Annotated in this window: 11 protein-coding genes; 3 read left to right on the top strand and 8 right to left on the bottom strand. The window is 69.6% G+C overall.

Going from position 1 to position 14,649, the window contains the following annotated elements; translation table 11 throughout:
• Window positions 1–68: 68 nt before the first annotated feature.
• Together dapA and thyX are read right to left on the bottom strand one after the other, a co-directional pair.
• The gene (dapA, locus tag AC3AGO_RS10870; RefSeq protein ID WP_487819949.1) at window positions 69–968 is read right to left on the bottom strand and encodes a 4-hydroxy-tetrahydrodipicolinate synthase; all 900 of its coding nucleotides are present in this window, start codon (window positions 966–968) and stop codon (window positions 69–71) included.
• A gap of 200 nt (window positions 969–1,168) precedes the next feature.
• Window positions 1,169–1,861 (bottom strand): FAD-dependent thymidylate synthase, encoded by a 693-nt coding sequence (gene thyX / locus AC3AGO_RS10875; RefSeq protein ID WP_487824613.1) that lies wholly within the window; start codon window positions 1,859–1,861, stop codon window positions 1,169–1,171.
• A 349-nt stretch (window positions 1,862–2,210) separates the two neighbouring features.
• Between thyX and AC3AGO_RS10880 the strand changes: the two genes are divergently transcribed.
• Together AC3AGO_RS10880 and AC3AGO_RS10885 are read left to right on the top strand one after the other, a co-directional pair.
• A complete protein-coding gene (locus tag AC3AGO_RS10880) occupies window positions 2,211–2,450 on the top strand; it encodes a hypothetical protein (protein WP_487819950.1) in 240 nt (79 codons plus the stop codon).
• A 76-nt stretch (window positions 2,451–2,526) separates the two neighbouring features.
• Entirely contained in the window at window positions 2,527–3,090 is a 564-nt protein-coding gene (locus AC3AGO_RS10885; protein WP_487819951.1) for a hypothetical protein, read from the top strand.
• A gap of 67 nt (window positions 3,091–3,157) precedes the next feature.
• Here the strand turns inward: AC3AGO_RS10885 and AC3AGO_RS10890 are convergent, their stop codons facing one another.
• From AC3AGO_RS10890 to eccD, 6 genes are all read right to left on the bottom strand, one after another.
• The gene (locus tag AC3AGO_RS10890; RefSeq protein ID WP_487819952.1) at window positions 3,158–3,610 is read right to left on the bottom strand and encodes a hypothetical protein; all 453 of its coding nucleotides are present in this window, start codon (window positions 3,608–3,610) and stop codon (window positions 3,158–3,160) included.
• A 14-nt stretch (window positions 3,611–3,624) separates the two neighbouring features.
• Window positions 3,625–4,377: a 4-hydroxy-tetrahydrodipicolinate reductase gene (gene dapB, locus AC3AGO_RS10895; protein WP_487819953.1), complete on the bottom strand. Its 753-nt coding sequence runs from the start codon at window positions 4,375–4,377 to the stop codon at window positions 3,625–3,627.
• A gap of 48 nt (window positions 4,378–4,425) precedes the next feature.
• Window positions 4,426–5,820, bottom strand: a complete 1,395-nt coding sequence (locus AC3AGO_RS10900; protein ID WP_487819954.1) for a M16 family metallopeptidase — start codon at window positions 5,818–5,820, stop codon at window positions 4,426–4,428.
• Complete coding sequence (locus tag AC3AGO_RS10905) at window positions 5,817–8,048, bottom strand: polyribonucleotide nucleotidyltransferase (RefSeq protein ID WP_487819955.1); 2,232 nt, start codon at window positions 8,046–8,048, stop codon at window positions 5,817–5,819. Before AC3AGO_RS10905 ends, AC3AGO_RS10900 begins: the two co-directional genes overlap by 4 nt.
• A 337-nt stretch (window positions 8,049–8,385) precedes the next feature.
• Entirely contained in the window at window positions 8,386–8,676 is a 291-nt protein-coding gene (gene rpsO / locus AC3AGO_RS10910; protein WP_487819956.1) for a 30S ribosomal protein S15, read from the bottom strand.
• A 156-nt stretch (window positions 8,677–8,832) separates the two neighbouring features.
• Entirely contained in the window at window positions 8,833–10,347 is a 1,515-nt protein-coding gene (gene eccD, locus AC3AGO_RS10915) for a type VII secretion integral membrane protein EccD (protein ID WP_487819957.1), read from the bottom strand.
• Between the two features lie 306 nt (window positions 10,348–10,653).
• Between eccD and eccCa the strand changes: the two genes are divergently transcribed.
• Complete coding sequence (eccCa, locus tag AC3AGO_RS10920) at window positions 10,654–14,622, top strand: type VII secretion protein EccCa (RefSeq protein ID WP_487819958.1); 3,969 nt, start codon at window positions 10,654–10,656, stop codon at window positions 14,620–14,622.
• Window positions 14,623–14,649 lie beyond the last annotated feature (27 nt).

Raw genomic sequence — 14,649 nt, forward strand, 5'->3', positions numbered from 1 at the left:
TCAAGGCGTCGTACGCGTGTGTGCGCACGTGCGGTTGTTCGTCGGTATGCAGTTGTGAAGTCCGGTGTCTACAGCTGTACCCCGCCGTGCGCGAGATCGTGCTGGAGCTGCTCGGATTCCTCCGGAGAGAGCTCCACCAGCGGCAGCCGGAGGGGGCCGCCGGGCAGTCCGCGCAGCGCGAGGGCGGTCTTCGTCGTGATGACGCCCTGGGTGCGGAACATGCCGGTGAAAACGGGGAGCAGCTTCTGGTGGATCTCGGTCGCCTTGGCGACGTCCCCGCTGAGGTGTGCCTCCAGCATGGAGCGCAGTTCGGGGGTGACCAGGTGGCCGACGACGGAGACGAAGCCGACCGCGCCGACGGACAGCAGCGGGAGGTTCAGCATGTCGTCACCGCTGTACCAGGCGAGGCCGCTCGTGGCGATCGCCCAGCTGGCGCGGCCGAGGTCGCCCTTGGCGTCCTTGTTGGCCACGATGCGCGGGTGTTCAGCGAGGCGGACGATCGTCTCGGTGTTGATCGGGACGCCGGACCGGCCGGGGATGTCATAGAGCATCATCGGGAGTTCGGTCGCGTCGGCGATCGCACTGAAGTGCCGGAACAGGCCCTCCTGCGGGGGCTTGCTGTAGTACGGCGTGACCGAGAGCAGACCGTGCGCACCGGCGTCGGCCGCGGAGCGGGCGAGCTCGATGCTGTGCGCGGTGTCGTTCGTGCCGGCTCCGGCCACGACATGGGCCCGGTCGCCGACGGCCTCCACGACCGCGCGCACCAACTGGGCTTTTTCCGCATCACTCGTCGTCGGGGACTCGCCGGTGGTGCCGTTGACGATCAGTCCGTCATTGCCGGCGTCCACGAGGTGAGCGGCGAGCTGCTGCGCGCCGTCGATGTCGAGTGCGCCGTCCGCGGTGAACGGCGTGACCATTGCGGTCAGAACCCGCCCGAAGGGCGTCTGCGGTGTGGAGGTCGGAGCCATGGGGTCCACGCTACTCGCAGCTCACTGTGCGGTGCTCCCTCGGGGCGGATATGGGGCGCACGAGAGGCGGAAAGCAGTCGCACTCCGGGCGCGCGGTAAGGGGTATGCGAAGGACCCGGCACTGTCTGCTCGGGGGTTCAGGCAGTGCCGGGCCGTCTCGTCAGGCTAGATGAACTTCTTGAAATACCGCAATGCGGACACTACGGGGCAACACGTCCGTTGGCGTTGAAGGCAGCGTGAGTCAGCGGCATGAGTTTCGCCCACTGCTCTTCCATCTGCTCCCCCACCATCTCGATCTCGCGCTGCGGGAAGGACGGCACCGCCGCCTGCTCGTGCTGGGTTCGCAGACCGAGGAAGTGCATCAGCGAACGGGCGTTGCACGTCGCGTACATCGAGGAGTAGAGCCCGACCGGGAGAACGGCGCGCGCCACCTCGCGGGCGACGCCTGCGGCGAGCAACTCCTGGTACGTCTCGTACGCCTGGCGGTAGGTGTCCTCCATCGCACGGCCCGTCAGTTCGTGCTGCGCCTGCGTGCCTTCGACGAACTCGTACTTGCCGGGGCGGCCCTGCTGGACGAGCTTGCGGGCGGCGTCCGGCACGTAGAAGGACGGCTGCAGCTGCCGGTATCTGCCGGACTCCTCGTTGTACGACCAGCCGACGCGGTGCCGGTGGAACTCCCGGAAGACGAACAGCGGGGCGCTGACGAAGAAGGTCATGGAGTTGTGCTCGAAGGGACTGCCGTGCCGGTCCCGCATCAGGAAGTTGATGAGCCCCTTGGAGCGCTCCGGGTCCTTGTGCAGCTCCTCGAGGGACTGCTCGCCGGACGTCGACACGCGGGCCGCCCAGAGCACATCGGTGTCTGCAGCACTGTGCTTGACCAGCTCGACGGTCATATCGCTGCGGAAGCTGGGTACAGCCTCATCAGGGGATTCGGTCACTGGCGGGGTCCTTCCACTGCGTACGTCTGCCAGGGCGCGCCCAGCCTACGGCGCCGCACCGACAGAGACGGCAGGGCACGCAAGCGACCTGACGGTATGTCTGGTTGCGGATGTTTAGTGATCTTCTGACGTGACAAAACGGACTGTCATCGGAGATTCAGTACCCCGCTGTCACAAGCCTCTTGGGCCTTTGATATTTTTCACATCGGTCCTCGAGGACAGGCACTCGGCCCTGATCCCGACCGTTCTCCCTTGTAAGTACACCCTCGTGCAGATCCAGCCCGATTCGTCAGGAGCTCCTGTCATGTTTCGCCGCGGAGAGTCCGTTCCGTTCGCCTTTGTCGCTGAGGCAGACCGGTTCCGCAGCAACGTCACCCCTCCGCCCAAACCTCCTCGTACCCGTGGCCAGCGCGCCGGCAGCTTTCTGTTCGGGCTGACCGTCGTCGCCGGTCTCGTCGGCTCCATCGTCGTGGGCGGGCCCGCGCTCGACCCGGGCGCGCAGGACCGCAGCGGTCCGGTGCCCGCCGCAGCCGACACTCCCTGACCCCCGAAGGTGGTCCGGTCCCACCCGGCTCGCTAACCTCCTCGCTCACAGCCCCTGTTGTGAGCGAGGACCAGCCGTGCCCCTGCCCTTTCTGACGGCCGACCGTGCGCAGGACGCCCGTGCGGCCGTGCCCGAAACCCCACTGCCGTACGACGAGCGCGACCACTGGCGGCGCCCCTACCGGCCGGGACCGTGGCGTGTCGCGGGAGCGGCCGTGCTGCTCATGCTCGCCTCGTTCGTGATGCTTTCCGCCCTGGCCATCGTCCTGTTCGGTTCGGTGGGCGGAGCCGTGGTGTGCATCGTGACGGGCCTGCTCGTACTGGCCCTCGCGTTGCGGCTGCTGCGTGTCGGCGTGTGGGTCAGCGCGTACGGACTGCGCCAGGCCGGCCTCTGCTACACGGTGACCCTCAAGTGGCCGGAGGTCGCCGCCGTACGGACGGTTCAGCAGCCGGTGAGATGGCTCGGTCTGCCGCGCACTCTGCAGGGCCAGGCCCTCACTGTCGTACGGGCCGACGGCACGCAGTTGCGCACGCTGCTGACCGACCACAGTGCGGACTTCCTCGCGCGCCGTGAAGCGTTCGACCGCGCCGTCGACGTGATCGAGGCGTGGGGGGCCGAACACGGCGTCGGCGAGCGGTAGTCGGACGCCCCTGTCAGGACGTGCAGAACGGCTGTCAGGACGTACAGAACGGCGTGAGCCGGTCCGCTCAGTCGCGGACCGGCTTGCCGTCGTGCAGTGCGATGGCGCGGTCCATCGCCTTGCGGGCGCGCGGCGTGTCGCGCGCGTCGTGGTACGCGACCGCCAGCCGGAACCAGGAGCGCCAGTCGTCCGGGCTCTGTTCCGTCTCCTCGCGCCGTTTGGCGAACACCTCGTCCGCCGAGTCCCGTTCGATGCGGCCGGCCGGTGTGCGGCGCAGTTCGTCGACGGGCAGCCCGCCCTCGGCCTCCAGTTCGCGTGCAAGCCTGTTGGCGTTGCGGGCGAACTGGGTGGTGCGCCACAGGAACCAGATGCCGAGCAGTGGCAGGACGAGCACGGCGGCGCCGAGCGCGACCGTGACGGGGGTGCCCTGCTCGATGAGCAGCACACCGCGGCTGCCGACCAGGCCGAAGTAGACGACCAGGACGGCAGCCAGAACGATGTAGGTGATTCTCGCGCGCACGCCGTGGGGTCCCGTCAGTCCAGGTCGAGGAAGTGCTCGAGCCCGAAGGTGAGACCGGGCTCGGAAACGACACGGCGTACGCCCAGCAGCACGCCCGGCATGAACGAGCTGCGGTGCAGCGAGTCGTGCCGGATGGTCAGCGTCTCGCCCTCGTCACCGAAGAGGACCTCCTGGTGCGCGACCAGACCGCGCAGCCGAACGGAGTGCACCGGCACCCCGTCGACGTCGGCACCGCGGGCACCGTCGAGTGCCGTGGTGGTGGCGTCCGGCTGGCCGGAAAGACCGGCGTCCTGGCGGGCCTTGGCGATGAGCTGCGCGGTACGTGCGGCCGTACCGCTCGGCGCGTCCGCCTTGTTCGGGTGGTGCAGCTCGATGACCTCGGCCGACTCGTAGAACTTGGCGGCCTTCTGGGCGAACTGCATCATCAGCACAGCGCCGATGCCGAAGTTGGGGGCGATGAGGACGCCGGTGCCCGGGGAGTTCCCGAGCCAGCCGCGTACGGTCTCCAGGCGCTCGTCGGTCCAGCCGGTGGTGCCGACGACGCCGTGGATGCCGTTGCGGGCGCAGAACTCCAGGTTGCCCATGACGGCGTCCGGGTGCGTCAGGTCGATCGCGACCTGCGCTCCGGCCTCCGTGAGGGCGTCCAGCGAGTCGTCGCGGTCGAGTGCCGCGGCGAGCTCCAGATCGTCCGCCGCCTCCACCGCCCGTACGGCCTCGGATCCCATCCGTCCTGCTGAACCGAGGACGGCCACGCGCAGCTTGCTCATCTGTTCATTCCTTCGGGGGTGTTCGGAGAGGGAGGGCGCCGGGGCGGACTAGGCGACCGCCTCGTGCAGATGGGCCTGCTGGCGGTCGGTGAGAGGACCGATGGCCGCCACCGAGGGCCGCTTGCCCAGCACATCACGGGCGACCGCACGGATGTCGTCCTGGGTGACCCCGGCGAACTTGGCCAGCATGTCGTCGACGCTCATCTGCTCGCCCCAGCACAGTTCGCTCTTGCCGAGGCGGTGCATCAGCGCACCGGTGTCCTCCAGGCCGAGCACGGTGGCGCCGGACAGCTGGCCGATGGCGCGCTGCAGTTCGGCGTCGGTGAGGCCATGCTCCATGATCTGGTCCAGCTCGTCCCGGCAGATCTTCAGTACGTCGGGCACCTGTGCCGGACGGCATCCGGCATACACGCCGAACAGTCCGCAGTCCGCGAAGCCGGACGTGAACGAGTAGGTGCTGTAGGCCAGTCCGCGTTTCTCGCGGATCTCCTGGAAGAGCCGGGAGCTCATGCCGCCGCCGAGGGCCGCGCTCAGGACGCCGAGGGCCCAGCGGCGCTCGTCGTTGCGGGAGACACCCGGCATGCCGAGGATGATGTGCGCCTGTTCGGTCTGCCGCTCCAGCAGCTCGACCTGTCCGGACGCACGTATCGCCTTGGTGCCGGTCCGCGGACCGACAGGGGCCGCGCCGTCCGTACGGTCGAGAGCGCCCGCGCGGTCGAAGGCGGCCCGGACCTGGCGTACGACCTTCGCGTGGTCGAGGTTGCCCGCGGCGGCGACGACCAGATGCGACGGGTCGTAGTGCTTCTTGTAGAACCGGGAGATGCGGTCACGTGTCAGACCGTGCACCGTGTCGACGGTACCGAGGACAGGCCGGCCGAGCGGTGAGTCGCCGAACATGGTGTGCGCGAACAGGTCGTGCACACAGTCGCCCGGGTCGTCCTCCGTCATGGCGATCTCTTCGAGGATCACGCCGCGTTCGGCGTCCACTTCGGACGGGTCGATGAGCGAGCCGGTCAGCATGTCGCTGACCACGTCGATGGCGAGCGGCAGATCGTTGTCCAGAACGCGCGCGTAGTAGCAGGTGAACTCCTTCGCGGTGAAGGCGTTCATCTCCCCGCCGACCGCGTCCAGGGCGGCCGAGATGTCCAGCGCGTCGCGCCGTCCGGTGCCCTTGAAGAGCAGGTGCTCCAGATAGTGGGTGGCGCCGTTCAGCGCCGGCGTCTCGTCACGGGAGCCGACGTGCGCCCAGATGCCGAAGGTGGCCGAACGGACCGTCGGCAGCGTCTCGGTGACGACCCGCAGCCCGCCGGGGAGCACAGTCTTGCGTACGGTCCCTGTGCCGTTCTCCCCCTGGAGCAGGGTGCGGGTCACAGGCCGGGTACGGGCGACGGCCCGCCCCTGCGGTGCAGTGGGGCGGGCCGTCGTACGGGAGGGACGGGTCACTTGTCGGCGGCCTCGCCGGACTCGTCACCCTCGGACTCGCCGTTCTCCTCGTCGTCCATGACGGGGATCAGGGAGAGCTTGCCGCGCTGGTCGATCTCGGCAATCTCGACCTGGACCTTCTGGCCGACGCCGAGGACGTCCTCGACGTTCTCCACGCGCTTGCCGCCGGCGAGCTTGCGGATCTGCGAGATGTGCAGCAGACCGTCCTTGCCGGGGAGCAGGGAGACGAAGGCACCGAAGGTGGTGGTCTTCACGACCGTGCCCAGGTAGCGCTCGCCGACCTCGGGCATCGTCGGGTTGGCGATGCCGTTGATCGCGTTGCGGGCGGCCTCGGCGGCGTGGCCCTCGGCGGCACCGATGTAGATGGTGCCGTCGTCCTCGATCGTGATGTCGGCGCCGGTGTCCTCCTGGATCTGGTTGATCATCTTGCCCTTCGGGCCGATGACCTCACCGATCTTGTCCACCGGGATCTTGACGGTGATGATCCGCGGCGCGTTCGGGGACATCTCGTCCGGAACGTCGATGGCCTCGTTCATCACGTCGAGGATGTGCAGACGGGCGTCGCGGGCCTGCTTGAGGGCCGCGGCCAGCACGGAGGCCGGGATGCCGTCCAGCTTGGTGTCGAGCTGGAGCGCCGTCACGAACTGCTTCGTACCGGCGACCTTGAAGTCCATGTCACCGAACGCGTCCTCCGCACCGAGGATGTCGGTGAGGGTGACGTAGTGCGTCTCGCCGTCGATCTCCTTGGAGATCAGGCCCATGGCGATACCGGCGACCGGGGCCTTCAGCGGCACACCGGCGTTCAGCAGCGACATGGTCGACGCGCAGACCGAGCCCATCGAGGTCGAGCCGTTGGAGCCCAGCGCCTCGGAGACCTGACGGATGGCGTACGGGAACTCCTCGCGCGTCGGCAGCACCGGCACGAGCGCACGCTCGGCGAGCGCGCCGTGGCCGATCTCGCGGCGCTTCGGCGAACCGACGCGGCCGGTCTCACCGGTGGAGTACGGCGGGAAGTTGTAGTTGTGCATGTAGCGCTTGCGGGTCACCGGGGAGAGGGTGTCCAGCTGCTGCTCCATGCGCAGCATGTTCAGCGTGGTGACGCCCAGGATCTGGGTCTCGCCGCGCTCGAACAGGGCGGAGCCGTGCACGCGCGGGATCGCCTCGACCTCGGCGGCCAGCGTACGGATGTCGGTGACACCGCGGCCGTCGATGCGCTTCTTCTCGCGGATGACGCGCTCGCGCACGAGCTCCTTGGTGAGCGCGCGGTACGCCGCGGAGATCTCCTTCTCGCGGCCCTCGAACTGCGGGAGCAGCTTCTCGGCGGCCAGCGCCTTCACGCGGTCCAGCTCGGCCTCGCGCTCCTGCTTGCCGCCGATGGTGAGGGCCTGGGCGAGCTCGTCGCGCACGGCCTCGGTCAGCGACTCCAGGACGTCGTCCTGGAAGTCCAGGAAGACGGGGTACTCGCCGGTCGGCTTGGCGGCCTTCGCGGCGAGGTCGGCCTGGGCCTTGCACAGCACCTTGATGAAGGGCTTCGCGGCATCCAGACCGGCGGCGACGATCTCCTCGGTCGGCGCCTCGGCGCCGCCCTTGACGAGCTCGATGGTCTGCTCGGTGGCCTCGGCCTCGACCATCATCACCGCGACGTCGCCGTCGGGCAGGGCGCGGCCGGCGACGACCATGTCGAACACGGCCTCCTCCAGCTCGCTGTGGGTCGGGAAGGCGACCCACTGACCGCGGATGAGGGCGACGCGGGTGCCGCCGATCGGGCCCGAGAAGGGCAGGCCGGCCAGCTGTGTGGAGCAGGAGGCGGCGTTGATCGCGACGACGTCGTAGAGGTGCTCGGGGTTGAGCGCCATGATGGTCTCGACGACCTGGATCTCGTTGCGCAGGCCCTTCTTGAAGGACGGGCGCAGCGGACGGTCGATCAGCCGGCAGGTGAGGATGGCGTCCTCGGACGGCCGGCCCTCACGGCGGAAGAAGGAGCCGGGGATCTTGCCGGCCGAGTACATCCGCTCTTCGACGTCGACCGTCAGCGGGAAGAAGTCCAGCTGGTCCTTGGGCTGCTTCGAAGCGGTCGTGGCCGACAGCACCATGGTGTCGTCGTCCAGGTACGCCACAGCGGAACCGGCGGCCTGCTTGGCCAGGCGGCCCGTCTCGAAACGGATGGTGCGGGTGCCGAAGGCGCCATTGTCGATGACGGCCTCGGCGTAGTGGGTCTCGTTCTCCACCAGGAATATCTCCTCGTCAGTGTCCGCTGCCCGTGTGGCGGCGGACCGTCTACGGCGGAGCGCTCCCTGTGCGGGCCGGTCTTCGATCGAAGCACCCGGTCACCTCTGTGGGTGTCCGGGGGCCACTACCGAGGACCGGCTTCGGGTGAGCGCGCCCTGCCTCGTACGTGACTGTCCGTTCGGGCAGTCGGTGTGACTGCCCGTCGGGCACAGCCCTCGTGCCTGTATGTGGTTGTACGGGTACCAGCCTACAAAGCTTCCGGTCCCCGTGAGATACGGCGGATACAGCGAAGGGAGCGGCCCCCGTCAGTGGGAACCGCTCCCTTGTGCCGGATTGTCAGCGGGCGCCGGCCGCACCGCGGCGGATGCCGAGGCGCTCGACCAGGGCACGGAACCGCTGGATGTCCTTCTTCGCCAGGTACTGCAGCAGGCGGCGGCGCTGACCGACCAGCAGCAGCAGACCACGACGCGAGTGGTGGTCGTGCTTGTGGGTCTTGAGGTGCTCGGTCAGGTCCGAGATACGACGCGAAAGCAGCGCCACCTGGACCTCGGGGGAGCCGGTGTCACCCTCCTTGGTGGCGAAGTCCGACATGATCTGCTTCTTGGTCGCGGCATCGAGAGACGACACACATGCTCCTTGGGTCTGGGCTGCCGAGCGCCCCTGGTCTGCATCACAGGGGAGACTTCGTGAGACTCGGCAACCGGTCCAGGGTATCAGCGCCTCACGACGGCTCCGCCCGCCCCCTGGTGAGGGAGCGGGCGGCGGTACTGCGTGCGGTACGGGTCAGTTCTGGATGAGGCCGCGGACCGTCATGTAGACGTCGAGCACGGCGAGGCAGAGCGGGACGAGCGCCAGCAGGACGAAGGTCTCCGCGATCTCCATGAAGCGGCCCCAGAAGGGGGTCAGTCCGGTGCGCGGGACGATCAGGCCGATCGCGGTGGCGAGCGCCGCGGCGAAGGCGAGGGCGGCGGCGAGCCAGACCGTACGGATGTCGAGCGCTGTCGTGTCGCCGGCCCGCATCTGGTTGAAGACGCCCTCCGGGACGTTCAGGGAGAGGCCGAGCGCCAGCAGCGCCAGGGAGGACAGGCCCGCGACGAGGGCGCAGCCGACCTGCGAGGTGTAGCGGAACAGCCGGGCGCGCAGCAGCATCGCGAGGCCGGTGGCGAGGGCGAGCAGCTGGCCCCAGCCGTTGTCGGAGAAGCCCAGTACGGCCGCCGTGCCGACGACCACGGCGGACCAGCCGCCGACGAGGCCCACGAGCATCTCGTGACCGCGGCGGGCCTGGGCCGCGATGCGCTCGGCGTCGACGGGGCCCTGGGTCTCGGGGGCCGCGTCCGGGTCGGCGTCGTACGCCTTCTCCGCGCGCTGCGCCTCGAAGCCGATGGGCAGCCGGGCGAAGCGGGCGGAGAGGCCGGGCAGGAAGGCGATGGTGCCCACCGCGACCGGGGCGCCGATCGCCGCGACGGAGACCGGGCCCATGTCGCTGACGATCGCGATGAAGGTGAGCAGCGTGCCGACGGTCGCGGCGACGGCCACGGCGACGAAGGGGCCGTCGCCGCTGGGCGTGATCGCGATCAGTACGACGGAGGCGAGCAGCACGGCGACGCAGCCCAGCAGGAACTGCAGCCGCCCGATGCCCTCCTGGTTCCCGAGGCCCAGCAGACCGGAACCGGCGATCATGATGTGCGGCATGCCGCCGAGGCCGAGCGCGATGGCGGAGGCCCGGTCGTCGTACACCCGGGCGCGCACGGCGGCCAGGGCGACGAGCAGCACGCCGGCCGCGGCCGCGATGATGCCGGGCAGGCCGTGCATGTCATGCTTCAGCGGGTCGGAGAACCAGAGCACGAACGCCATCAGGGCGAGCAGCACACCGCCGCCGATGAGGCCCGCACCGCGCATCAGTCCGTCGCTCCACAGCGTGCGGTCGCGGGTGACGGCGGAGGCCACGGCGTCGGACACGTCGTCGAAGACGGCGGGCGGCAGCGAGTCGGCGAACGGGCGCAGGCTCAGCACCTCGCCGTCGTGGATGCGCTGCGCGAGGAAGGAGCGCGAGCCGTCGAGGACGCTGCCGTCACGGCGTACGAGGTTGTAGCCGACGGGGGCACCTTCGGCCGGGCTCTGACCGGACAGCCGGAGGATCTCCGGGTAGAGGTCGGCGACCGCGATGTCCTCGGGCAGCGCGACGTCGATACGGCTGTCCGGCGCGACGATCGTGACCCGGCAGAAGCCGGTGGCGGACCCGGAGCCGGTGGCCCGCGTCCCGGAGCCGGTGGCGGCTGCCGATGCCGTCGTACTCACCTGTGGTTCCCCCTCGTTGGACCGGTTCTCACCGAACTTGCGGGTGCCGCCGGGCGCTTGGACACGTGGACCCGGAATTTCCGCACGGTGCACACGCGGCGCACACGGCTGCGTCACCCTCTGCGTGCCGCACCGGCGTCAGTGGCGCCGGCCGGTGCTGATTCGCTGGTGCGCACACATCGCGCGACACCCTACCGCTCCCCTGCAACCCCTTGTGCAAGTAGCATCACCCCGCGCGGAGGGAGTCCGTCGCCACGGGGGCGCCGGCATCGAACTGTCCCGTCCGTAAGAGGGAATTGGTGCGCAGTGAGCCAGATCGTCGTCAAGCGTCCGCCCCGGGCCCTGCCGCCCGACGTGCCCAGCGAGGAGCTGACCCTCGAGGCTCCCCCCGAACTGCAGCGCGGGCAGCAGGAGGGCATGGCGATGCAGCTGCTGCCCATGCTCGGCATGGGCGGGTCCGTGGTGTTCTTCTTCATGCCGAACGCGCACCCCATGATGCGCATCATGGGCATGGTCATGGTCGCTTCGACCGTTGCGATGGCGATTGCCATGCTTGTCCGTTATAAGCGGGGTACGCAGGGGCAGTTGGCGGACCAGCGGAGGGACTATCTGCGCTATCTGTCGCAGACCCGGCGAAGAGTCCGCAAAACGGCACTCAAGCAACGCGACGCACAGTTCTACCTCCACCCCTCCCCCGACCAGCTCTGGTCGCTGGCCGCCGAGGGCAGCCGCGTCTGGGAGCGCCGCGCGAGCGACGACGACTTCGCGCACGTACGCATCGGGCTCGGCGCGCAGCAGCTGTCGACGCCGCTCATCGCGCCGGAGACCGCACCGGTCGACGACCTGGAGCCGCTGACGGCCGGCGCGATGCACCAGTTCCTCAACACCTTCAGCACGCTGGACGGTCTGCCGATGGCCGTCTCGCTGCGCGCCTTCTACCACATGACCGTCAGCGGGGAGGCCGACTCCGTGGCGGGCTCGGCGCGCGCCATCGTGGCATCCCTCGCCGCACTGCACTCCCCCGACGACATGGTCGTCGCCGTCGCCGCGGGCCGCGGTGCGGGCCCCCGTTGGGAGTGGGCGAAGTGGCTGCCGCACACGCAGGTGCCGGGCACCACCGACGGCGCCGGCACCCGCCGGCTCATCTCGGACCACCTGCTGGAGCTCGAAGAGCTGCTGGGCCCGCGGCTGGAGGGACGCACGCGCTTCAACCCGGAGGGCACCCCCGCGCTGGAGCAGCCGCACATCGTCCTCGTGCTGGACGGTGCGACAGTTCCGCCCGACTCACTGTTCGCCTCCCCCGAGGGGCTGCAGGGCGTGACGGTTATCGAGGTGGTCCCCGGCCATGTGGAGGGGGCACGCGGCAGCCTGTCCGTTTCGGTGCGCCCCGGTCAGCTGCAGCTGGAGTCGGGACACGGCCTCGTGTACGACGGGACGCCCGACTACCTGTCGTACGAGGCCGCCGAGGCGCTGGCCCGTCAGCTCGCGCCGCTGCGTGTCGGCTCCGGCGGGGACGACGACGAGCCGCTGCTGGCCAACCTGGAGTTCACGGACCTGCTCAACCTGGGCGACGCCGCCTCCGTCGACGTGCAGCGCACCTGGCGGCCGCGGTCGCAGGCCGAACGGCTGCGCGTGCCGATCGGCGTCGGCGAGGACGGCCAGCCCGTCATGCTGGACCTCAAGGAGGCCGCGCAGGACGGTATGGGCCCGCACGGTCTGTGCGTGGGTGCGACCGGTTCCGGTAAGTCGGAGCTGCTGCGCACCCTCGTACTGGGGCTCGCCGTGACGCACTCCTCGGAGACGCTCAACTTCGTCCTGGCGGACTTCAAGGGTGGTGCGACGTTCGCCGGCATGGCGCAGATGCCCCATGTCGCCGCCGTCATCACGAACTTGGCGGACGATCTGACGCTCGTCGACCGCATGGGCGACTCGATCCGCGGTGAGCTCAACCGCCGTCAGGAGATGCTCCGCGACGCGGGCAACTACGCGAACATCCACGACTACGAGAAGGCACGTGCGGCCGGTGCGCCGCTGTCGCCGATCCCGTCACTCGTCCTGGTGATCGACGAGTTCTCCGAGTTGCTCACTGCAAAGCCGGACTTCATCGACATGTTCATCCAGATCGGCCGCATCGGCCGCTCCCTGGGTGTGCACCTGCTGCTCGCTTCGCAGCGTCTCGAAGAGGGCCGGCTGCGCGGCCTGGAGACCTATCTGTCGTACCGGATCGGTCTGCGGACGTTCTCCGCGGCCGAGTCGCGTGCGGCGATCGGCGTGCCCGACGCGTACCACCTGCCGTCGGTGCCCGGCTCCGGCTACCTGAAGTTCGGCACGGATGAGATGACCCGCTTCAAGGCGGCGTACGTCTCCGGGGTGTACCGCTCGGGCGCCGACAGGAACGCGATGCCCAGCGGGCCGCTGCCCGTCGACCGCCGGCCCGTACTGTTCACCGCCGCGCCGGTTCCCGTGCAGCATGCCGCCCCCGACCCGCAGGCCGACATGCCGGCACAGCGCACCCCCGAGGACGACGCACTGGCCGACACGGTGCTCGATGTCGTCGTGCGGCGGCTGGAGGGGCAGGGCACGCCCGCACACCAGGTGTGGCTGCCGCCCCTCGACTCTTCAGCGCCCCTGGACGAACTGCTGCCGGGGCTTGCCCCCGTGGAGGGCCGCGGTCTCACCCAGCCCGACTACCCGCGGCTCGGCCAGCTCGTGGTGCCTCTCGGCCTCGTCGACAAGCCCTTCGAGCAGCGCCGCGACCCGCTGTACCGCGACTTCTCCGGCGCGGCGGGCCACATGCTCGTCATCGGCGGCCCGCAGTCCGGCAAGTCGACGCTCGTACGGACGCTCATCTCGTCCTTCGCGCTGACACACACGCCGTACGAAGTGCAGTTCTACGGGCTGGACTTCGGTGGCGGCGGCATGTCGGCCGTCGCCGACATGCCGCACGTCGGCGGCGTCGCGTCCAGGCTGGACCCGGAACGGGTGCGCCGTACGGTCGCCGAGGTCTACGGCATCCTCAACAAGCGCGAGGAGTACTTCCGCGCCAACGGCATCGACTCCATCGCCACCTACCGGCGCCGGCGCGCCCGCGGCGAACTGGACAACCAGCCGTGGGGCGACGTCTTCCTCGTCATCGACGGCTGGGCCAACTTCCGCAACGACTACGAGGGCCTCGACGGCGTCGTCAACGACATCGCCGGCCGCGGTCTCGGCTACGGCGTACACGTCGTCATCACCGCCTCCCGCAGCATGGAGGTCCGGGCCGCGCTCAAGGACCAGCTGCTGAACCGGCTGGAACTGCGGCTCGGCGACACGATGGACTCCGAGTTCGACCGGAAGGTCGCCGCCAACGTGCCGCAGGGTGTGCCGGGCCGCGGTCAGACACCGGAGAAGATGCACTTCATGGCGGCCGTGCCGCGCATCGACTCCATCCACTCGGACGACGAACTGTCCGAGGCCACCGCCGCGATGAACCAGGCGGTCGCCCGGCACTGGGAGTACGCCCCCGCCCCGGCGGTCCGGCTGCTGCCGCGCGAACTGCCGTCGCACGACCTGCCGTACGGCGGCGCGGCACCCGACCGCGGCGTCGCCTTCGCCATCGACGAGAACAACCTGGAGCCGGTCTTCGTCGACTTCGAGACCGACCCCTTCTTCCTCATCTTCGGCGAGAGCGAATCCGGCAAGACGGCGCTCATCCGGCTGCTCACCAAGCAGATCGCGGAGCGGTACAACGAGAACGAGGCGAAGATCGTCGTCGGTGACTACCGGCGCTCGCTGCTGAGCGCGATCCCGGAGTCGCACCTCCTGGAGTACGCGCCGATGTCCAACGCCATGGAGGGCCACATGAACGCCCTCCAGGACCTGATGAACCGGCGTACCCCGCCGCAGGACGTCACGCCGCAGCAACTGCGCGACAGGAGCTGGTGGTCCGGCCCGACGATCTTCATTGTCGTCGACGACTACGAGCTGGTCGCCACCTCCAGCGGCAACCCGCTCTCCGTCCTGACGGAGAACCTGCCGTTCGCCCGCGACGTCGGCGTGCGCTTCATCATCGCCCGCAACTCGGCAGGTGCCTCCCGCTCGATGTTCGAGCCCTTCATGCAGCGCATCAAGGAACTCGGCGCGCAGGGCGTGGTGTTGGCCGGCGACCCGGGCGAGGGCGACGTCCTCGGCAACGTACGGCCGCGCCCGATGCCGCCCGGCCGCGGCATCTTCGTCTCCCGCAAGCGGGGCACGCCGCTGGTCCAGACGGGCTGGCTGCCGGACCAGCGCTGACGGGCTGTGGCTCTATTGGGGCCCGGG

This window comes from Streptomyces sp. BL1 (assembly GCF_057628045.1).